Origin of the sequence: Vibrio sp. 11-4(1) (assembly GCF_013048625.1) — a bacterium.
Taxonomy (GTDB): Bacteria; Pseudomonadota; Gammaproteobacteria; order Enterobacterales; family Vibrionaceae; genus Vibrio; species Vibrio diabolicus.
Genome location: NZ_VHSY01000014.1, coordinates 62,778 through 82,607 on the forward strand (window position 1 = coordinate 62,778; position 19,830 = coordinate 82,607).

Genomic DNA, 19,830 nt, shown 5'->3' on the forward strand with positions numbered 1-19,830 from the left:
TAGTCACTGAAGTAGACGCTATAGTTTTTTTATAAAGCGGCTTTCCACTTCAATGGTGAATTCGTTGCTCTTATCGGTGAGTATAAACTGAATTGTCGTAATCGCAGAGTTTAGCTTGTCAGGATCGGCGCCAAGGCTCATTGGTAAGTTCAATACTTCACCTGGCTGTACCTGAATTGTCTGCTTACCGTACCAGCTTACATCGGATAGCCCTTCAACATCCAACGAGTACTCTTGCACTTGCTGGGTTTTGTTGATCACTTTGAGGGTGTAGGTGTTTTCTACTTCGCCCGAGCTATTAACGCGGAACAGTTGGTTACGGTCGCGAATAACACTCATGCCTGCTGGGTCTACCGCTGCGATTTGGGCAAAGAACAGACCAATCATGACCAGTAGCACAGCTCCATAGCCCAGCAGCTTCGGACGCATGACTTTGGTACTCTTACCCGATAAGCGGTGCTCGGTGGTGTAGCTGATTAGTCCTTTCTCGTAACCCATGCGATCCATGGTGTTGTCACACGCATCAATACAGGCGCCACAGTTAATACATTCATATTGTAAGCCGTCACGAATATCGATACCTGTTGGGCACACCTGCACACACAAATCACAATCAATACAATCCCCCAAACCAAGCTGCTTTGGATCGGCTTTGCGTGGACGTGGACCACGCTTTTCACCACGTTTGGCATCATAGCCAACGATGAAGGTGTCTTTATCAAACATGGCAGACTGGAAGCGCGCGTAAGGACACATGTGAATACACATGATGGAACGCATCCAACCAGCATTACCATAAGTACAAATGGCAAAGAACATTACCCAAAAGACGGGCCAGAAGTTGGCGTTAAAAGTGAAAAAGTCGATAACCAATTGCTTCATTGGAACGAAGTAGCCAACAAAAGTAAAACCAGTGGCGAGCGCAATGGCAAACCAAGCGATATGTTTGACGGTTTTACGCATCGCTAAATTCGCCGTTAGCTTATTGGAGTCCTGCTTACGACGCTTATTGGCGCTGCCCTCTAGCTTCTCTTCAAACCAGATATACATGAAGGTCCAGACGGTTTGTGGGCAGAGATAGCCACACCAAACTCGACCTAAGAAGGTGGTAATAAAGAACAACCCAAACGCCGCGATCACAAATAGCAAGGCGAGTAGGGTAAGATCTTGCGGATACAACGTGGTACCGAAAAAGTTGAACTGCTGGTTGCCAATATCGAGCAAGATCGCTTGACGTTCACCGTAAGGGATCCACGGTATCAAAGCGAAGAGAAGCAGTAAGAACCAACCACCGTAACGACGCAGTTTCTGGTAAGTCCCTTTGCTTTCGCGTACATAGATGCTATTACTTGGGTTGAACCGATCCCCATTCCCTTTATGAGTCTTGGGGTTGTAGGTTTTAGGAGTCACATCTTTGATATCGATCTTATCCTGACTCATGCACTCATCCTTCTTAGGCTTTTATAATGTACGGCGTCATTTCTATTGATGTCGCTCGATGACATTGCTACTTCGTCCTTATCATAAATCATGACCGGACATAATTATTTTAGTAAATACTGATGAACGGCGATTATACAATCAATAACAATTCCTTTTCTTTAACGCAGTCAACGTTTAACAACAAAAGTCAGTACAGTTAACCTGATAATTGGCTGAACAGTTATAACCAACTGTGGGACTAAAAATTTTAGTTATAAAAAAGCGACTCATTTGAGGGAGTCGCTTAAAGAATACTGGGCTGTTGAACCGGTTATTTGATGATGCCACGAGCGCGCAGAATCGCAGTTTTAAAATCATCTTCTTGGTCTTTCTTAAGACCTGGGATCATTTCGTCTTTGCTGCTGTTACGCATTTTAAGGTGGTAGATCAGCACGTCGTCGGTCAGATCTTCTAGCTTGCCTTCGTAGCCTGATTCTTTCGCTAGCTTCACGATGAACTGCAGTAGGTTCATTTCTTGGTCTTTATGCCATTCAGGCTCTAGTAGCTCAAGCAGCTCTTCAATGCGATGACACTTCATTTCTTTCTCCACAGAATTTATAGGTGTAATTAGCTGTAAAGGTACCAAATTGCTTTGCGAAGACCAAATAGGAAAAACTATCTATTTCACTGTGTTTTGTTCTAAGTCGTTGAGGAGGTTTGAGTCGCGTGCAAAGAAAAAAGCGCAGCTGGCGCCGCGCTTTTGATTAAGCTGCTTTGATAACTTTGGCCGGAACACTCGACATCATTGCTGTCTTCTCAACCAATGTCATTGCTGGCGCAACTTGCTTTGCCTTTGGTGCAGTAGTAAAGCCACTGCGGCGGCGCATTGCACTAGTATTAGTGTGTGCGAACCTGACTGTTGTTGGGCGCATTAATTTACCTAACTGTCAGGCATATCCATTGCCGATGTAATGGCCTGAATCATTATGAGCTAGGCTCCAACAAGATTGAAGAATCACTCTTCTGGCTCTCGCCAATCCAGTTAATGAATCAGGAATACCGATATGCATGCATATCACGTATAAGATTAGCATCCTTGTAATAATTGGTCGATAGTTGAGCAATTGAATTGTTTAGATTTTGTCATTTTGTCGCGATGATCGAGGCAATTTTTGTTTGATCCCTCGATCAGCAGTAGTAGTATGAGATCTCGACGAAGGAGGTGCCTATGTCATTTTTGAAGAAGACACTTGCCAGTTTTGGGATTGGGAGTGCTAAGGTTGACTCAATCCTAAATCAAGACGTGCTATATCCTGGTCAAAGTGTGGATGTGTCTATCCATGTTTATGGTGGTGCCACTGAACAAGCGATCGACAACATCGATTTAAAACTGTGTTGTCGCTATATCGCGGAAGCTCCTGATGACCGTGGTGCGCGAGAAGGACACAGCATGCGTCGAGTACCTCAGACTCATGTTCTTGCTAAGTGGAGCCTCCCTTATGCGTTTACCATCCATTCTGGCGAAGAGCGTACCTTCGATGTTCAGCTCGATGTGCCTTGGAATACGCCTGTCACCATTGGTGACGCCAAAGTGTGGCTCGAAACCGGCTTGGACGTTGCTGCTGCTTTAGATCCGACCGATAAAGACATCCTCACCGTTCGACCTGATCCACTAATGGATGCGGTGTTATCCGCATTTGAAGCGCAAGGTTTGCGTATTCGCCAAGTGGAGTGTGAGGAAGTAAAAGGGTTCGACCTGCCATTTGTGCAAGAATTTGAGATGGTGCCGACTGACGGGCCATACCATGGCGTGTGGCGTGAGTTAGAATTTGTCGCTCATCGTAGCGAGCAAGAACTTAAATTATGGTTTGAAGTTGACCGTACACGCAAGGGCGAGGGTGGCATGCTCGCAAGCTTACTGGGTAGCGGAAAACTCAAACGAGAGTTGACCATTCCAGCCACAACTAAGCTTGATCAAGTGGGCGAACTTGTACTTAATTACCTCGACCAAACCACGGCCGTTCATGAGTCTTAATTTAAGCTTACACGTGTAAGCCTAATGTGCCATACTAGAGCAAATTTCAAACTCTAGTATAGGCGCATTGATGTCTGAACTGCAGAAACCTCAATACAGTCAACGCGAAGAACTGGCCAATACCATCACTCATGGCATTGGGATGATTTTTGGTATTGTTGGCCTGATACTGCTGCTAATCAAAGCCATAGACCAGCAAGCTGATACGCTGACGCTGGCCAGTATGGCTGTCTACGGCGCGAGTATTATCGTGCTATTTTTGGCTTCGACGCTGTATCATGCAATTCCGCACCCCAACGCCAAACGTTGGCTAAAAACTTTCGATCACTGCGCCATTTATCTACTCATTGCTGGCAGTTATACGCCTTTTTTGTTGGTGAGTTTACGTACGCCGCTCGCGTTTGGTTTGATGATTGTTATCTGGACCATCGCTCTACTCGGCATCATCATGAAAGTCGCGTTTGTCTACCGATTTAAAAAGCTTTCCTTGATGACGTATTTGGTCATGGGCTGGCTGTCGTTGATTGTGATTTATCAGTTGGCGATCAACTTGGATATTGGCGGACTGACATTACTCGCAGCTGGTGGGATTGTGTATTCACTGGGGGTGATTTTCTACGTTGCGAAGCGTATTCCATTCAATCATGCGATTTGGCACGGCTTCGTTTTAGCGGGTTGTGTGTGTCACTTCTTCGCAATTTATTATTTTGTCGAGCCTATCTAACGGATAGATATGAACTCGACAAAACATGTGTTATCACATTAACGAGTTTTCACTTCTAACACTTTGGCTGAAAACTGGTATTGCTGAGACTGCGGCACTGCCAGTTTGATGCTTTTACCCTGTTCTGCTTGCTTTGGTCGCAGGTAAGTATCCGCCATTCGCTTGATGGATTGCCAAACTGTGACTTTTTCTTTCGCCAGTTGCTGGCCAGACATATCAAATACCTGAACTTCCACTTCAACTTGAATCACCGATTGTGAGCTTTGATTGGTAATGGACGTTGGCAGTACGAGCTCACCATCTTGATAGCTCGCGGAGCCAATCAGTACGTCGACACCAGAGTCAGACAGCTGCATGGTTGGCTTTTTGGCGTTTACCACCACGGTAGTGCCAACAGTTTTCGTCACCACTGGAATTGTCGCAATTGCGGGAGATGCGATCGTTTCAACCGCACTTGTTGTCGCTTGCGTCTCTGTTGCTTGCTGCGCAGTTTTTTTCATGACGTATTCCCAAGTAAAGTCATCGTTTAACTTCACTTCTCGACCATCGGCTAAAGTGATGACTTCAGCGGCGTATGTGGATGAGGCGGCAAGTAGGGTCGCCAGAGTAATCCATGTTTTCATTGTTATACCTTTTATTTGTGTCTGCTTAACGGCGCCAAAACGCAGGGAAGAACAGTACAAGAATAGTCAGAATTTCCAAGCGGCCCATTAACATGCCAAAGCTCAGGAGCCACTTGGCGGTATCTGGCAGAGGCGCGAAGTTACCCGTCGGTCCAATCACGCTTCCCATACCTGGGCCGACGTTGGCTACCGCAGTGATGGCACCAGAGATGCTAGTGATGGGGTCTAAACCCAGTGCACTCAAGCAACCCGCGATAAAGATGATGGTGATAAAGAACATCAAGCCAAACGCGACCACCGAGCGAACAATGTCATCATTCACTGGGCGTTGGTTGTAGCGCTGTACAAACACACCTGAAGGGTGAATCAATTTCATCATCTGTTTGTTCAGCAGTGTCATTGCGATTTGGAAACGGAAGATTTTGATCCCGCCAGACGTTGATCCTGAGCATGCCCCCGCCATCATTAAGAAGGCAAAAAGAGTTGTGGGTAATGCGCCCCACGCGGTGAAGTCCTCTAAGCCAAAGCCGGTTGTGGTGACGACAGAGACGATATTAAACATCGACACTCGTAGCGCATCCAAAATGGTGTATCCGTCTCGAATCACTAACCAGGCTGAAATCACTAAGCTTGAGAACACGAACAGGTACGCGAATCCTCGAACTTGAGCGTCGTTAACTAACACATCAATACGGCGTTTACGTAACGCGGCGATGAAGAGCAAAAATGGCAAGCCACCTAAGAACATAAAGGTAGTGGCCACCCAGTGTGCGCCATTAGAGAAGTGGTTCATCGACCCGTCGGATGTAGAGTATCCGCCCGTTGATAGCGTGGTAAAGGCGTGATTGATCGCTTCAAACAGGTTCATGCCGGTGACCAAGTAGCCCACAATGCATAAGCCAGTAAGCATCAAATAAACCGCTACGATGTTTTTGGCGACCGTTTTTGCTCTCGGGCTACTTTTATCCGACCAATCGGATGATTCGGTTTGGAATAGCTTCATACCACCGACATTGAGCATAGGTAGCACCGCCACCGCCATTACGATAAAACCAATCCCCCCAAGCCACTGCAAAATAGAGCGCCACAGCAAGATGCTCGGCGCCATGTTGTCTAGGCCACTGAGCACCGTTGAGCCCGTCGTGGTGATACCCGACATCGTTTCGAAGTAGGCGTCGGTGAAGCTGATGTGGTTGATAAACACAAACGGCAAGGCGGCAAACGCACTGGCGATGGTCCAAACCAAACTGGTGATGAGGAACATATCGCGTACGCTGAGTTTGAACTTGGCGGTTCGACCGATCGTTAGGCAAATGAAGGCGGCAAGGTGCGTGATCACAACGGCTTGGGCGAAATCGAGAAATCCCCCCGTACCGGTAAAGAAAGCGACCAAAGTCGGCACGTACATAAACAGGGCCAGTTTGGATAAAACCAGCCCGATAACAAACAGTACGGGACGTAAGTTGACCATAGGAAAATCCTAGAGGAAGAATGGACTCGGCTGGAATAGCGCTTCGACGTCTGATACGTATTTTTTGTTGACCAGGAACATCACCACATGGTCATCCTGCTCGATGACCGTACGGTCGTGGGCAATAAGGACTTCTTCGCCACGAACGATAGCACCAATGGTGGTCCCAGGTGGGAGCTTAATATCTCCAATCGCACGTCCAACAACTTTGGATGTACTTTCATCACCGTGAGCGACGGCTTCAATTGCTTCTGCAGCGCCGCGGCGAAGTGAGGATACGTTCACGATATCAGCGCGACGAACGTGCGTCAGCAAGGCGGAAATGGTCGCTTGTTGTGGTGAGATCGCCACATCAATTACGCCGCCTTGTACCAGATCTACATAAGCGCCACGTTGGATCAGCACCATTACTTTTTTCGCACCCATGCGTTTTGCCAACATCGCAGACATGATGTTGGTTTCATCTTCGTTGGTCAGCGCGATGAAGACGTCGACTTGGTCGATGTTCTCTTCCGAGAGAAGCTCTTGGTCTGCCGCATCACCGCAGAACACGATGGTGTTTTCTAGCTCTTCTGACAGTTTTTCTGCACGTTGGTAGTTACGTTCAATCAGCTTCACGCTGTAGTTTTGTTCTAAGCGCTTTGCGAGACTGGCACCAATGTTACCCCCGCCAACAATCATGATGCGGCGGTACGGTTTTTCTAGGCGCTGAAGTTCACTCATCACTGAGCGAATATGATTACTTGCTGCAACGAAGAACACTTCATCGTCGGCTTCAATAATCGTGGTGCCTTGTGGGCGAATCGGGCGACCCTGGCGGAAAATCGCCGCCACACGGGTATCGATGTGCGGCATGTGCTCACGCAAAGCAGACAGCGCGTTACCCACCAGCGGGCCACCATAGTAGGCTTTTACTGCGACTAGGCTGACTTTCTGTTCAGCAAAGCTCACCACTTGCAGCGCGCCTGGGTATTGGATCAGACGTTCGATGTAGCTCGTAACGAGTTCTTCTGGGGCGATAAGGTGATCGACAGGAATGGCGCCAGATTTAAACAGGGCTTCTTTTTCTGCCAAGTATTCTGGAGAGCGAATACGTGCAACGCGGTTTGGGGTGTTGAATAGAGTGAACGCGACCTGACAGGCGGCCATGTTGGTTTCATCAGTGTTGGTCACCGCGACGAGCATATCGGCGTCTTGTGCGCCCGCTTCGTGCAGCACGTCTGGGTGGCTCGCATGGCCATTGACCACACGCAGGTCGTATTTGTCCTGTAATTCACGCAGTCGGTCGGCATTGTTGTCGACGATGGTGATGTCGTTGTTTTCACCCACTAGGTTTTCTGCCAGTGTGCCGCCAACCTGACCTGCACCAAGAATAATGATCTTCATACTCTTTTCTCGTATCTGAAAAAGGCGATTGAAATCACTCCAATCGCCCTATTTAGCATGCTGTTACGCGTGTGTTTTGGTTAGCACTGCGTAGTAGAAACCATCCATGTCTTCTTCACCTGGTAGAATTTGACGACCAGGTTGGTCGGGATCAGAATCCAGCAGTTGCGTATCCGCGGTACGTGCTAAAAACGCTTTTACTTGCTCCACGTTTTCTTGCGGTGTGATTGAACAAGTCGCGTAAACCATTGTGCCGCCGGGTTTCAGTTGCGTCCACATGGCATCAAAAATTTCACTTTGTAGCTCTGCTAATGCGGCGATGTCGTCTGCACGACGTAGCCATTTGATGTCTGGGTGACGACGAATCACGCCAGTCGCAGAACATGGGGCATCCAGCAAAATGCGATCAAATTGCTCGCCTTGCCACCATTCTTGTGGATTACGCGCATCACCGCAAACCACTTTTGCCTGAAGGTTGAGACGCTTCAGGTTTTCATGCACACGTTTCAAGCGTGTGTCGTCGCAGTCAATCGCGACCACTTCACTGCCCGACGTGCGCTCTAGAATGTGCGCAGTCTTGCCACCTGGCGCTGCACAGCAATCTAAAATCAGTTCGCCGTCTTGTGGTTTTAGATAGTTGATCGAGAGCTGCGCCGCCGCATCTTGGACCGAAACCCAACCTTTATCAAAGCCAGGTAGCTTCATCACATCACATGGTGCGGCCAATTTTATGGCGTCCATTGCTTCTGTGTGTGGCGTGCTATCAATGTTTTCATTTTTGAGTAGCGCAAGGTATTCATCACGAGTGTGGTGCTGATGGTTCACACGCAGCCACATTGGTGCTTTTTGGTTGTTCGCTTCAACAATGCTTTCCCATTGCTGTGGGTAGGCCTCTTGCAGCAGTTTTAGTAACCAGCTTGGGTGACCGTACTTGCCAGCGTTGTTGCTGACGGCCATTTGGTCGAGTTCTTCTTGGTTGCGTTGGTAGTTACGCAATACAGCGTTAATCAAACCACGCAGACGAGGACCTTTCAGCTCTTTAGTGCCTTCAACCGTTTCTCCGACTGCTGCGTGCGCAGGAATACGCATGAAGCTCAGTTGGTAAATACCAACCAGAATTAGGTGATGGAATACACGTTGTTTGCCTTTGAGCGGCTTATCCATCAACTGGTTTGCGATCATTTCTAGGCGAGGTAGGTAACGTAGCGCACCGTAACAGATCTCTTGTAGCAGAGCGTGGTCACGAGGTCGTACCGTTTGTTGAGCCGCTGGAAGAGCGCTTGAAAGTGAGTGGCCCTTGTCGACGACAAGATACAGGACGTTAGCAGCCGCAGCGCGAACATTCATGATGAGTACCTTAAAGTAAAGGAGGGCATCTCTGCCCTCTAAAAGTTCGTATTATTGGGGATGATAACCCCTAGTATGGCTTAAACCAGCAGAGTGCCGACTTCAAACCAAGCTGCACGTGAGTTTAGAATATCCTGAACTGACATGGCTTTTTTGCCAGGAACTTGCAGTTGCTCTAGCATCAGTACGCCGTTGCCTGTCGCAACATAAATACCGGTTTTATCTGCTTGCACGATGGTGCCGGCTGGCTTGTCACTGGTTTGCTCTGCCACACGGCTTTGCCATACTTTGATGCTGTTTTCTGCCACCTCAAAGTGGCTCATTGGCCATGGGTTAAATGCACGAACGCAGCGCTCAATGTGCGCCGCATCGTCGTTCCAGTTGATGCGTGCTTCTTCTTTGCTGAGTTTTTTCGCATAGTTCGCTAGCTCATCGTCTTGCTTCACTGGCACTGCTTTACCCGCAGCAATGTCTGCTAGGCAGTCAATCAGGGCTTCTGGACCAAGCTCAGCCAATTTTTCGTACATTGAAGCGCTGGTATCTGTCGCTTCGATTGGCAGAGTTGCAATCTTCAGCATATCACCAGTGTCGAGACCGATGTCCATCTGCATGATGGTCACGCCAGTTTCTGCATCGCCCGCCCAAATAGAGCGTTGGATTGGAGCCGCACCACGCCAACGAGGTAGGATAGAACCATGTACGTTGATACAGCCCAGTTTAGGGGTATCAAGAACCGCTTGTGGCAGGAGCATACCGTACGCCACGACAACCATGAGATCGGCGTTCAGATCGGCAAGTTCTTGTTTCGCTTCGTCGGACTTAAAGCTTTCAGGTTGGTAAACCGGGATGTTGTGTTCCAGCGCCAGTTGTTTTACCGGTGGCGCTGCCAATTTCTTGCCACGACCCGCTGGACGATCTGGGTTTGTGTAAACCGCGATGACTTCATGCTCCGAAGACAACAACGCCGCCAAGTGACGGGCGGCGAAATCCGGAGTACCTGCAAGGACAATACGTAAAGACTGACTCAAGGTAGGCTTCCTTCTAATTGGTATGGTTCGAGATTAAGCGTTTTGCTGCTTCTCGTTAAAGCGTTTGATTTTTGCTAGCTTGTCCTGAATGCGTTTGCGTTTCAGTGGCGATAGGTAATCCACGAATAGCTTACCTTGTAGGTGATCAAGCTCGTGTTGAACACAAATCGCTAGCAGGTCGTCGGCTTCAAAGGTGAACTCTTTGCCATCACGATCCAGTGCTTTAACGGTAACTTCTGCAGCGCGAGGCACAAGTGCGCGTGCACCTGGTACCGACAGACAGCCTTCTTCGATGCCATCTTCGCCACGCTTTTCCAGAATCTCAGGGTTGATTAGCACCATCGGCTCATCGCGAGTTTCTGAAATATCAATCACTACGATACGTTTGTGGATATCAACCTGCGTTGCAGCAAGGCCAATACCTTCTTCGTCGTACATGGTTTCAATCATGTCATCGACGATTTTTTGAATCTCAGGCGTCACCGCTTCAACAGGCTTTGCGACTGTGCGCAGGCGATCATCCGGGAATGTTAATACTTGTAATACAGACATATTCACTCGAAATATTGAACTGTGCCGAAACAGCACAAACCTTGTTGGCTCAATTCTAGACATTTTATAGCCTAAATGACAGCATCCTTGCACCAATTTCCATTCTGGTTCCTGCTTAATAGACCAAGGACGAGGGTCATGAATCGAATTTTCCGCAACGTTGCCAGTGTTACGTTGCCGTTACTTTTCTCTTTCAACGCTGTAGCAAATGTGGATGCAAACCCACTGACTGTTAAAGATGATGCGCCACAAACATATGTAGTCGTGAAGGGCGATACGCTATGGGATATTTCGGCTATGTACCTAGATAGCCCGTGGCTGTGGCCTCGTTTGTGGCAAGTAAACCCGGAAATCGACAACCCTCATTTAATTTATCCCGGTGACAAGCTGTCTTTGGTGTGGATTAACGGTCAGCCCGTGTTGAGCCTAAAACCGGTTAAGAAGCTGAGCCCGAAAGCACGTATCACGGAAAAGAAAGCGGTACCAACGGTCGCGGAAGGTTTGGTGATGCCTTACCTTAAATCGGATCGGTTGCTAGATAAAGATTCGTTGAACAGAGCAGCAAAAGTGATGGGTAGCAGCAAAGGCAGTAAGTATCTGACTGCAGAAGATGTGCTGTATATCAATGGTAATCAGACCGCGACAGGTTGGGCTATTTACCGACCAGTAGCTACCTTTTCGCGTGACGATGTGTCCGAAGAGATTACCGCGCTGCGTTTGATTGCCAAAGGCGAGCTCGTTGAAGCTTCGAGTGATTATTCAGGTTTGAAGCTTACATCGCAGATGCAAGAAATTCTACGTAACGATATCGCGTTGCCAAATCAATCGGTTGAGAATACTGACTTCACGACTACGTTCTACCCGCTGCCGTCGCCACGAGACAGCTCTGCAAAGTTGCTAGGCAATATCGAAGGTATTCGTTTTAGCTCAACCAACCAAGTCGTGGTGATTGATAAAGGCACGTCAGACAATCTGAAGCAAGGCAGTGTGTTTGATTTAAAAGAAGACGCGCACCCAGTTTACAAAGACGGCGATGAGTTCAAGAAAGAGTTTGGCGTGCTTGATAAGCAAATCACTTTGCCTCAAAGCAAAGTTGGCGAATTGCTTGTGATTCGTCCTTATGAGTACTTTAGCTTGGCACTGATCACTAACAGTAAGAAACCCATTAACCAAGATATTTCGGTGGTGTCACCGTTGGCGAACGAATTAACCATCGATGAATCGACGAAATAACGATGATCTCGCTGCCTGGTTAAAACTGAGTTGTTTACCAGGCATTGGCGGGGTAAAAATGAATAAGCTACTGGCAAGAGACACGCCGCGTAACATTGTAAACTTCTCTCCTGAACAGCTACAACAACTTGGGTTAACAACTAAGCAAATTCAAGCTTGGGCTTCAACAGATAAAGAAGTTGATGCCTGTTTAAGTTGGCTTGAGGCTTCTACAAATCATCATATCCTGACACTGACTGACCCGCTTTATCCACTTCAACTCAAACAAATCGTTGCGCCGCCACCTCTGCTTTTTGTGCAAGGAAGTTCTACTTGTCTTTCGCAGCCACAAATAGCAATGGTTGGCAGCCGAAATGCGAGTATTGATGGCTTACAGCATGCACGCCACTTTGCCGCCGAATTTGTTCAGCACGATTTTATTGTCACCAGTGGTCTCGCTTTAGGCATTGATGGCCATGCGCATGATGGTGCGTTGCAAGCAAAAGGTAAGACGATTGCGGTGCTGGGATCTGGCTTAGAAAATATTTATCCGGCACGTCATCGTGGTTTAGCGCAGCGTGTTATTGAACATGGGGCTTTGGTGTCTGAATTTCGTCCCAACGCCAAGCCGCGCCCGGAAAACTTCCCGCGTCGAAACCGCATTATTAGCGGATTATCGCTAGGTGTGTTAGTTGTGGAAGCGGCGGAAAGGAGTGGCTCGTTAATTACTGCTCGTTACGCGCTTGAGCAAGGTCGAGAAGTATTTGCGCTGCCAGCTTCGATAAATGCCCCTAATGCCAGCGGTGGCAACCAGTTGATACGTCATGGTGCTTGCCTCGTAGAAAAGACGAAAGATGTCTTAGATGAAATACAGTCTTTGCTTGATTGGTCTATTAATCAGAGTACCGATTTATTTTCTACGTTAAATGATGAAGAAGAATTGCCATTTCCTCAGCTGTTAGCTAACGTAGGAAGTGAAGCTACACCGGTTGATATTCTTGCAAACAGGACCAATATACCTGTCCAGGAAGTCATGATGCAGCTCTTAGAGTTAGAACTCTCTGGGCATGTCGTTGCGGTTTCAGGTGGCTATATTCGAAAGGGGAGGGGCTAGCTATGATGATGGATATACTGATGTATCTATTCGAAACCTACATCCATAGCGATGCAGAGTTACAGGTCGAACAAGACGAGTTGGAAGAAGAGCTGCTCCGTGCAGGCTTCCAACAAAAAGATATCTACAAAGCCCTTGTCTGGTTAGAAGAGCTTGCCGCATTGCAGCAAAGTGACACCTCTTCTGCAATCTCGACTTGCATGGCTTCGTCATCAACTCGTATCTACACAGCGAAAGAGATGCAGCGTTTAGATTTGGAATGCCGAGGGTTTTTATTGTTTCTCGAGCAAATCAATGTGTTAACCACAGAAACTCGCGAAATGGTGATTGATCGAGTGATGGGTCTAGAAACGAGTGAGTTTGAGCTTGAAGACCTCAAATGGATCATTTTGATGGTGCTGTTTAATGTGCCTGGCAATGAAAACGCTTATACGCTAATGGAAGAGCTGTTGTACACCAAGGAACAAGGGATTCTTCACTAACCCAATCTAGGCAAGTTCGAGTTTAGCTAGCAAGAACGCGAGCTTGTCTTTTGGTGTGTTTTTCACGAAACGGTAAGTATGAGTAGTAAAATCGACAACACCCTTTTCTCTGCCCATGAACACGCATTGGAACACGAGCCGTGTCCTAAATGTGGCAGCGAGTTGACCCTCAAACATGGCAAACACGGTCCCTTTCTTGGCTGTAGCCACTATCCAAGCTGTGATTACATCAAAGCCCTGCACAACAATGATGGACACATCGTCAAAGAGCTTGGCGTTCCTTGTCCAGATTGTGGTAACGAGTTGGTATTACGCCAAGGGCGTTATGGGATGTTTGTTGGTTGCAGTAACTATCCGGCGTGCCATCATATTGAGTCGATTAATCAACCAGAGCCAGAAAAGCAGTCGCAAGAGCACCACGCGTGTCCTGAATGCGGTAAAGGTCATTTAGTTGAACGTAAGACGCGTTTTGGTAAAACTTTCTACGCATGTGATAACTACCCTAAATGTAAATTTGCAGTGAATCTCCCTCCGGTAAAGGGGAGGTGCGAAGAATGTGGTTTTACTCTGTTGGTGGAGAAGAAACTCGCCAGTGGTGTGAAATTGCAGTGTGCTAATCGTAAGTGTCAGCACACCCAGCAAGGGTAAATGAATCAAAGGAATTGAAAAGGGTCGCATCGTGCGACCCTTTTTTGTTTTTTTGCTGCCAAACGTTAGTGTTGAGGCTGTTTAGCGAACGCTTGCACAGCAGGGAAAGCTATTGGGTCTAAGATGTCTGCCAGAGCGCACAACCTAAGGTGCAATTCTCCTGGGTAGTCACCACACACGTTGATGTGTCCCATCTTGCGACCTGCACGTTTCTCTTTGCCATACCAATGAATGTGGCAACCATCCATTGATAACAATGCATCTGGTAGTGTGTCTTCACCAAGAATATTGATCATTGAGGTTTCACGAACCAATTTCGTACTACCTAATGGTAAGCCGCACACTGCGCGCAGATGGTTTTCAAACTGACACGTTTCTGCACCTTGCAGTGTCCAGTGACCAGAGTTGTGCACGCGTGGAGCAATCTCATTCACTAAAAGTGCCCCATCGACATCAAAGAACTCAAGCGCCAATACGCCAACGTAATCTAGGCTATCTGCGACTGCCGTGAACATTTGCTTTGCTTGTTCCTGTAACCCTGGCGCATCAATCGCAGTAGAAAGACTCAATACACCGTTGGTGTGAACATTCTCTGCCAGAGGGTACACTTCAACGCTGCCATCTTTACCGCGAGCACCTACAAGTGATACTTCGCGGTTAAAAGGAACAAACTCTTCAGCAACAATCGCTTGAGTAGGTGTTGCCGCGATGCACTCTGCCATCTCAGTCCAAATGTCGTCGACTTGAGAAGCGTCTTTTAAGCGCCATTGACCTTTACCATCGTAACCACCCAATGCACTTTTCAGAACCATTGGCATACCAACGTGTTCAATTGCGCGCTCAAAGTCTTCACGAGTTTCAATCACGTAGTATTTCGCGTTGCGCACGCTAGCATCATCAAGCAGTGCTTTTTCAATACGGCGATCACCACCTGCTTTGATGGCTTGCGTACTTGGTAGGAACTTGCCGCTCGCTTCGCAAACCTTGAGCACGTCATGTGGAATATGCTCGAACTCGGCAGTAATCACATCAACTTGCGTAATCGCATTTTCCAAGCCATGGCCAAGTACCTGTTGAGTTAAAGGGTGAACGACATCACCGCTGCTGACATCGTAAGCTGAAATTTGAATATTCAGTGGCGCACCAGCCAGAGACATCATTCGAGCCAATTGACCCGCACCAAGAACCAGTACATGCATCTGATTAATCCTCAGCTGGATTTGGGTTAGCCAGTACGGTTTCCGTCTGTTCATTGCGGAACGCTTCTACCTTCGCCATGATGCTTTCGTCATGAGTGCCTAGGATTTGTGCCGCTAAGATGCCTGCGTTTGCAGCGCCCGCTTCGCCAATCGCTAACGTACCGACGGCAATGCCTTTTGGCATTTGTACAATAGATAGCAGAGAGTCCATGCCTTTTAGTGCGCGAGATTGAACCGGAACGCCAAGTACAGGTATGCTAGTAAATGCAGCTGCCATACCTGGTAGGTGAGCCGCACCGCCTGCACCAGCGATGATCACTTTGATACCACGTTCTTTCGCGCTGCTGGCGTAGTCCGCCAGTAATTGAGGAGTTCGGTGTGCTGACACGACTTTTGTTTCGTAAGGTACGCCAAATTGGTCTAGCATGTCTGCTGCTAGTTTCATGGTTGGCCAATCGGATTTAGAACCCATGATGATACCGACTTTCATCTCAAACTCCTTCAAGCTGCAAAATTAGGTGAGCTGATAAATTTGTGCGCATTATACGGGGATTTTTATCTCAAGCAAACGTTTGCGTCCTGTTGTTGTCGCTATTGATACATTTTATAAAAAAATTGCTTTAGTGTCTGAGAATGAATATTTGTACACTTAGTGAAAATAATACAGTCAGACAATCAGGAAGTAATCGGTGGATAACTTTGAACAAGTGCTCAACGCACTACAACAAGGCGAAGTGATTGCCTACCCAACAGAAGGGGTTTTTGGTGTCGGATGCGATCCAGATAACCCAGAAGCAATTCAAAAACTGCTGGAGCTCAAGCAGCGCCCGGTGGAAAAAGGGCTGATTCTGATCGCTGCAAGTTATGAGCAGCTCTTGCCGTATATTGATGAATCTCAACTGACTCCAGAACAATTAGCGACCGTTCATGCAACTTGGCCTGGTCCATACACTTGGATCATGCCAGCGAGCGATAAAGTCTCCAACTGGGTTTCAGGACAATTTGATTCAATTGCAGTTCGTGTGACTGATCATCCTTTGGTTCAAAAGATGTGTAATGCATTCGGAAAGCCGTTAACCTCTACCAGCGCGAATCTTTCCGGCTTGCCACCGTGTATGACCACGGAAGAGGTAGAGCAGCAATTAGGTGACAAGCTGGTGGCCATTCTTCGTGGTGAAACCAGCGGCCGTGATAAACCCAGCGAGATTCGTGACGCCAAAACTTCACAAATATTAAGACAGGGCTAACCCTGCTTGCCAGCCATCAATAGGTTTCACGTAATAGGTAATAACGTATGTCAGCAATCGATAAGTACGCCGTAAAGCAGTTCCTGATGTCGCTTCAGGACTCCATTTGTCAGCAGTTAGAACAAGAAGATGGAAAGGCCGTCTTTGTCGAGGATGCATGGCATCGTGAACCGGGCGAACGTCTTGGTGGCGGTGGGCGCTCACGTGTTCTGCGTGATGGCCTTGTTTTCGAGCAAGGTGGGGTGAACTTTTCGCATGTAGAAGGGAAAGAAATGCCAGCATCTGCGACGGCACATCGTCCGGAGCTAGCTGGTCGCCGCTTTGAAGCGATGGGGGTCTCTTTGGTTATCCATCCCAAAAACCCTTATGTACCGACTTCACACGCCAATGTCCGCTTCTTTATCGCCGAGAAAGAGGGCGAAGAACCAATTTGGTGGTTTGGTGGTGGTTTCGACCTGACTCCTTTCTATCCTTTCGAAGAAGATTGTCAGTCATGGCACGATACAGCTAAGGCAATCTGTGCCCCATTTGGTGAAGAAGTATATGCTGAACACAAAGCGTGGTGTGATAAGTACTTCTTCTTGCCACATCGAAATGAAACTCGTGGTGTTGGTGGTTTGTTTTTTGATGATTTGAATCACTGGGAGTTTGATAAGTGTTTTGATTACATCAAAGCGGTGGGTGAAGGCTATTGCCAAGCTTACTTGCCGATCGTGTCTCGTCGTAAAGACATCGAATATGGCGAGCGCGAACGTGAATTCCAACTTTACCGTCGTGGTCGTTATGTTGAGTTCAACTTAGTGTACGACCGTGGCACTTTATTCGGTTTACAAAGTGGTGGGCGTACCGAGTCGATTCTGATGTCGATGCCGCCGTTAGCGCGATGGGAGTACCGCTACGAACCAGAAGCAGGAACGCCTGAAGCGGAACTTTACGAGCGATACCTGAAACCACGCGAATGGTAAGCACGGAATCTCCTTTTCTATATAGATAGATAGTGATAGGGTCATCTGTAATCAGATGGCCCTGTTTTCTCTATATCTAAGTAAGGAACAAAGGTAAGGACATGACCCCGCAAATCGATCGTTACGCCGTGTTTGGTAACCCTATCGGGCACAGCAAGTCGCCATTTATCCATACACTCTTTGCTCGCCAAACTAATCAGTCCCTTACATACACCGCAGAGTGTGCGCCTGTGGGTGGATTTATCGAGGCGGCGAAAGCATTTTTTGCTGACGGCGGCAAAGGCTGTAACGTGACCTTGCCTTTTAAAGAAGATGCCTATCAATTTGCCAGCCGTTTGACCGAGCGTGCTCAGCTTGCTGGAGCAGTGAATACACTTAAGAAGCTTGATGATGGTGAAATCATTGGTGATAACACTGATGGTGCAGGCTTAGTGCAGGACTTGTTGCAACATCAAGTCGTTTTAGAAGGCGCACGCATCCTGATCATAGGAGCTGGTGGTGCCGCTCGAGGAGTGATTAAACCATTGCTCGATCAAAAACCAACATCTCTAACGATAACTAATCGTACATTTTCTAAAGCCGAAGAATTGGCAGAATTGTTTTCTGCATATGGTCCTGTTACAGCAAACGAGATGAATACCATTGCTGAAGAGTTCGATGTCATAATCAACTCTACGTCTGCATCATTGAGTGGTGAGTTACCTGCGATCTCTTCCTCGGTGTTCGCCGCCAATAGTACAAGCTACGACATGATGTATGGCAAAGGTGATACCACATTTAACCAATGGGCTAAGCAACACGGTGCGGCACATGCTTATGATGGTTTAGGTATGTTAGTTGGCCAAGCTGCTGAGAGTTTTATGTTATGGCGCGGTCTTCGTCCTGGAGCTAAACAGATTTTGCGTGAATTAAGAAAGAACCTTGAAGGTCAATAAGCGATGAATCAATCCATCTTATTCCCAGACATGCAATCATGGGATGAAGTGTCACAATCAGTAAACTTTGCGGCGCAACAATCTGGTGCGCTAATAGAATGCTTTGTGACGAAACAAAAGTTAGAAAAGTTATCTGGCTCAGAGTTAGATACGGAGCAGGCCGTGCTCTCTGCTTTTATTGACTACCGATTTGATCTGGAAGAAATAGCAGAAGAGTTAATAGAAGATGAAGCCTTCAACGAAGAAGGCCATATTATCATCGGCTAACAGACCTTTAGCTCAAGTCTTCTACTTCATGTAAGTAGTCGTTTTTGTTTTGAACATAGTTATTGGCAGACTTTTGCAAAAAAGCTCGTTCTGTCTCTGATAGAGGACGAGCTTGTTTAACTGGACTACCGACATAAAGATAGCCGCTTTCTAATCTCTTTCCTGGCGGCACTAAACTGCCCGCTCCAATCATCACCTCTGATTCAATAACGACAGCATCTAAAACAATCGCCCCCATACCAACCAATACACGATCGTGGATCTCACAACCGTGCAGCATCACTTTGTGGCCAATCGTAACGTCATTGCCAATTATAAGTGGGTAGCCGTTTGGGTTTTCGGCGTTCTTATGGGTGACATGCAAAACACTACCATCTTGAATATTCGTTCGATCACCAATGTGAATGTGGTTCACATCGCCTCGTGCCGCTACTAATGGCCAAATGCTAGAATCGTCCCCAATACGGATATCTCCGACTAACACTGAGGTTGAGTCAACGTAAACACGCTCACCAAGTTGAGGCTTTATACCTTTGTAGCTTCTAATTGAGCTCATCTTTTCTCCTTATTAGGGGCGAGTACAGGGGACATGGAGGTAGAATAGTAGTGAAAACTCGCCTTTTAGAATAAAAAACACCCAAACGATAAAAAAATCAAAAAAAACGTGAAAAAGGGCTTGCCAATGTGATCGCAATCTCTATAATGCCACCTCGCTGACACGGCAACGCTTCGAAAGAAACGAAGTCCGAGGTCGAGGTTAGCAAGCCAAATTAGCCAAGCGGAAACGCTTGAAGAAAGTTTGAAAAAAGTGATTGACACTAAACTTTAACTCGCTAAAATGGCCGTCCTGTTTTGAGCAAAGCTCAACAGGAAAAGCTCTTTAACAATATAGACCTATCAATCTGTGTGGGCACTCGTTGATGATAATCCAAATAGTTTCTTCGGAAACAATTTAGGTTTCAATGAAACGAAGTGACCATTGAATCTTCGGATTCAGCACAGTCAATTCAAACATTACTTTATGTAATGTTCAGTATTCATTGAGTCGAACAAAATCTTAAATTGAAGAGTTTGATCATGGCTCAGATTGAACGCTGGCGGCAGGCCTAACACATGCAAGTCGAGCGGAAACGAGTTATCTGACCCTTCGGGGGACGATAACGGCGTCGAGCG

At 47.3% G+C, this 19,830-nt stretch carries 22 protein-coding genes and 1 rRNA gene; 11 read left to right on the forward strand and 12 right to left on the reverse strand.

Annotation, left to right across the window (positions count from 1 at the left end):
* Positions 1–18: 18 nt before the first annotated feature.
* From ccoG to FKN16_RS21415, 3 genes are all read right to left on the reverse strand, one after another.
* Complete coding sequence (ccoG, locus tag FKN16_RS21405) at positions 19–1,440, reverse strand: cytochrome c oxidase accessory protein CcoG (protein WP_170903499.1); 1,422 nt, start codon at positions 1,438–1,440, stop codon at positions 19–21.
* A 313-nt stretch (positions 1,441–1,753) separates the two neighbouring features.
* On the reverse strand, positions 1,754–2,020 hold the full coding sequence (locus tag FKN16_RS21410) for a YihD family protein (RefSeq protein WP_170903500.1): 267 nt from the start codon (positions 2,018–2,020) through the stop codon (positions 1,754–1,756).
* Positions 2,021–2,186: 166 nt separating this feature from the next.
* Positions 2,187–2,354: a hypothetical protein gene (locus tag FKN16_RS21415; RefSeq protein WP_005379043.1), complete on the reverse strand. Its 168-nt coding sequence runs from the start codon at positions 2,352–2,354 to the stop codon at positions 2,187–2,189.
* 296 nt (positions 2,355–2,650) lie between these two features.
* Here FKN16_RS21415 and FKN16_RS21420 point away from each other — a divergent pair, with 296 nt between their 5' ends.
* Both FKN16_RS21420 and FKN16_RS21425 read left to right on the forward strand, forming a co-directional pair.
* Positions 2,651–3,457, forward strand: a complete 807-nt coding sequence (locus FKN16_RS21420; protein ID WP_005394045.1) for a sporulation protein — start codon at positions 2,651–2,653, stop codon at positions 3,455–3,457.
* 70 nt (positions 3,458–3,527) lie between these two features.
* Positions 3,528–4,181, forward strand: a complete 654-nt coding sequence (locus FKN16_RS21425; protein ID WP_005394044.1) for a hemolysin III family protein — start codon at positions 3,528–3,530, stop codon at positions 4,179–4,181.
* A 38-nt stretch (positions 4,182–4,219) separates the two neighbouring features.
* Here FKN16_RS21425 and FKN16_RS21430 read toward each other — a convergent pair whose 3' ends face one another.
* From FKN16_RS21430 to def, 6 genes are all read right to left on the reverse strand, one after another.
* Positions 4,220–4,804, reverse strand: a complete 585-nt coding sequence (locus FKN16_RS21430) for a DUF3157 family protein (protein ID WP_170903501.1) — start codon at positions 4,802–4,804, stop codon at positions 4,220–4,222.
* 25 nt (positions 4,805–4,829) lie between these two features.
* Positions 4,830–6,275: a TrkH family potassium uptake protein gene (locus tag FKN16_RS21435; protein WP_006742925.1), complete on the reverse strand. Its 1,446-nt coding sequence runs from the start codon at positions 6,273–6,275 to the stop codon at positions 4,830–4,832.
* A gap of 9 nt (positions 6,276–6,284) precedes the next feature.
* On the reverse strand, positions 6,285–7,661 hold the full coding sequence (gene trkA, locus FKN16_RS21440) for a Trk system potassium transporter TrkA (RefSeq protein ID WP_005394041.1): 1,377 nt from the start codon (positions 7,659–7,661) through the stop codon (positions 6,285–6,287).
* Between the two features lie 63 nt (positions 7,662–7,724).
* A complete protein-coding gene (rsmB, locus tag FKN16_RS21445; protein ID WP_170903502.1) occupies positions 7,725–9,008 on the reverse strand; it encodes a 16S rRNA (cytosine(967)-C(5))-methyltransferase RsmB in 1,284 nt (427 codons plus the stop codon).
* Positions 9,009–9,088: 80 nt separating this feature from the next.
* On the reverse strand, positions 9,089–10,036 hold the full coding sequence (gene fmt / locus FKN16_RS21450; protein ID WP_170903503.1) for a methionyl-tRNA formyltransferase: 948 nt from the start codon (positions 10,034–10,036) through the stop codon (positions 9,089–9,091).
* Between the two features lie 33 nt (positions 10,037–10,069).
* Complete coding sequence (def, locus tag FKN16_RS21455) at positions 10,070–10,588, reverse strand: peptide deformylase (protein WP_005379068.1); 519 nt, start codon at positions 10,586–10,588, stop codon at positions 10,070–10,072.
* Positions 10,589–10,726: 138 nt separating this feature from the next.
* On the opposite strand from def, the gene FKN16_RS21460 reads away from it, so the two are divergent.
* The 4 genes from FKN16_RS21460 (at position 10,727) to FKN16_RS21475 (ending at position 14,044) form a co-directional block, all read left to right on the forward strand.
* A complete protein-coding gene (locus FKN16_RS21460; RefSeq protein ID WP_170903504.1) occupies positions 10,727–11,821 on the forward strand; it encodes a LysM peptidoglycan-binding domain-containing protein in 1,095 nt (364 codons plus the stop codon).
* Positions 11,805–12,914, forward strand: a complete 1,110-nt coding sequence (dprA, locus tag FKN16_RS21465) for a DNA-processing protein DprA (RefSeq protein WP_170903505.1) — start codon at positions 11,805–11,807, stop codon at positions 12,912–12,914. Before FKN16_RS21460 ends, dprA begins: the two co-directional genes overlap by 17 nt.
* Before the next feature lie 2 nt (positions 12,915–12,916).
* The gene (locus FKN16_RS21470; RefSeq protein WP_005379074.1) at positions 12,917–13,396 is read left to right on the forward strand and encodes a DUF494 family protein; all 480 of its coding nucleotides are present in this window, start codon (positions 12,917–12,919) and stop codon (positions 13,394–13,396) included.
* A 78-nt stretch (positions 13,397–13,474) separates the two neighbouring features.
* A complete protein-coding gene (locus FKN16_RS21475) occupies positions 13,475–14,044 on the forward strand; it encodes a topoisomerase DNA-binding C4 zinc finger domain-containing protein (protein WP_005386647.1) in 570 nt (189 codons plus the stop codon).
* 65 nt (positions 14,045–14,109) lie between these two features.
* On the opposite strand, the gene FKN16_RS21480 is transcribed toward FKN16_RS21475, so the two are convergent.
* Together FKN16_RS21480 and purE are read right to left on the reverse strand one after the other, a co-directional pair.
* Complete coding sequence (locus FKN16_RS21480; protein WP_170903506.1) at positions 14,110–15,243, reverse strand: 5-(carboxyamino)imidazole ribonucleotide synthase; 1,134 nt, start codon at positions 15,241–15,243, stop codon at positions 14,110–14,112.
* Between the two features lie 4 nt (positions 15,244–15,247).
* A complete protein-coding gene (gene purE, locus FKN16_RS21485) occupies positions 15,248–15,733 on the reverse strand; it encodes a 5-(carboxyamino)imidazole ribonucleotide mutase (protein ID WP_048625611.1) in 486 nt (161 codons plus the stop codon).
* 199 nt (positions 15,734–15,932) lie between these two features.
* Here purE and FKN16_RS21490 point away from each other — a divergent pair, with 199 nt between their 5' ends.
* The 4 genes from FKN16_RS21490 to FKN16_RS21505 all read left to right on the forward strand — a co-directional run bounded on the left by FKN16_RS21490 (position 15,933) and on the right by FKN16_RS21505 (position 18,657).
* Positions 15,933–16,490 carry an L-threonylcarbamoyladenylate synthase gene (locus tag FKN16_RS21490; protein WP_025624054.1) on the forward strand — a complete coding sequence of 186 codons (558 nt, stop codon included), beginning with the start codon at positions 15,933–15,935 and terminating at the stop codon, positions 16,488–16,490.
* A gap of 47 nt (positions 16,491–16,537) precedes the next feature.
* Positions 16,538–17,455 (forward strand): oxygen-dependent coproporphyrinogen oxidase, encoded by a 918-nt coding sequence (gene hemF, locus FKN16_RS21495; RefSeq protein WP_024699626.1) that lies wholly within the window; start codon positions 16,538–16,540, stop codon positions 17,453–17,455.
* Between the two features lie 101 nt (positions 17,456–17,556).
* The gene (gene aroE / locus FKN16_RS21500) at positions 17,557–18,390 is read left to right on the forward strand and encodes a shikimate dehydrogenase (RefSeq protein WP_170903507.1); all 834 of its coding nucleotides are present in this window, start codon (positions 17,557–17,559) and stop codon (positions 18,388–18,390) included.
* A 3-nt stretch (positions 18,391–18,393) separates the two neighbouring features.
* Positions 18,394–18,657 (forward strand): DUF1488 domain-containing protein, encoded by a 264-nt coding sequence (locus FKN16_RS21505; protein ID WP_012841273.1) that lies wholly within the window; start codon positions 18,394–18,396, stop codon positions 18,655–18,657.
* Positions 18,658–18,664: 7 nt separating this feature from the next.
* On the opposite strand, the gene FKN16_RS21510 is transcribed toward FKN16_RS21505, so the two are convergent.
* The gene (locus tag FKN16_RS21510; RefSeq protein WP_170903508.1) at positions 18,665–19,213 is read right to left on the reverse strand and encodes a gamma carbonic anhydrase family protein; all 549 of its coding nucleotides are present in this window, start codon (positions 19,211–19,213) and stop codon (positions 18,665–18,667) included.
* A 503-nt stretch (positions 19,214–19,716) separates the two neighbouring features.
* Here FKN16_RS21510 and FKN16_RS21515 point away from each other — a divergent pair.
* Positions 19,717–19,830 (forward strand): 16S ribosomal RNA (locus tag FKN16_RS21515); the annotation flags it as partial.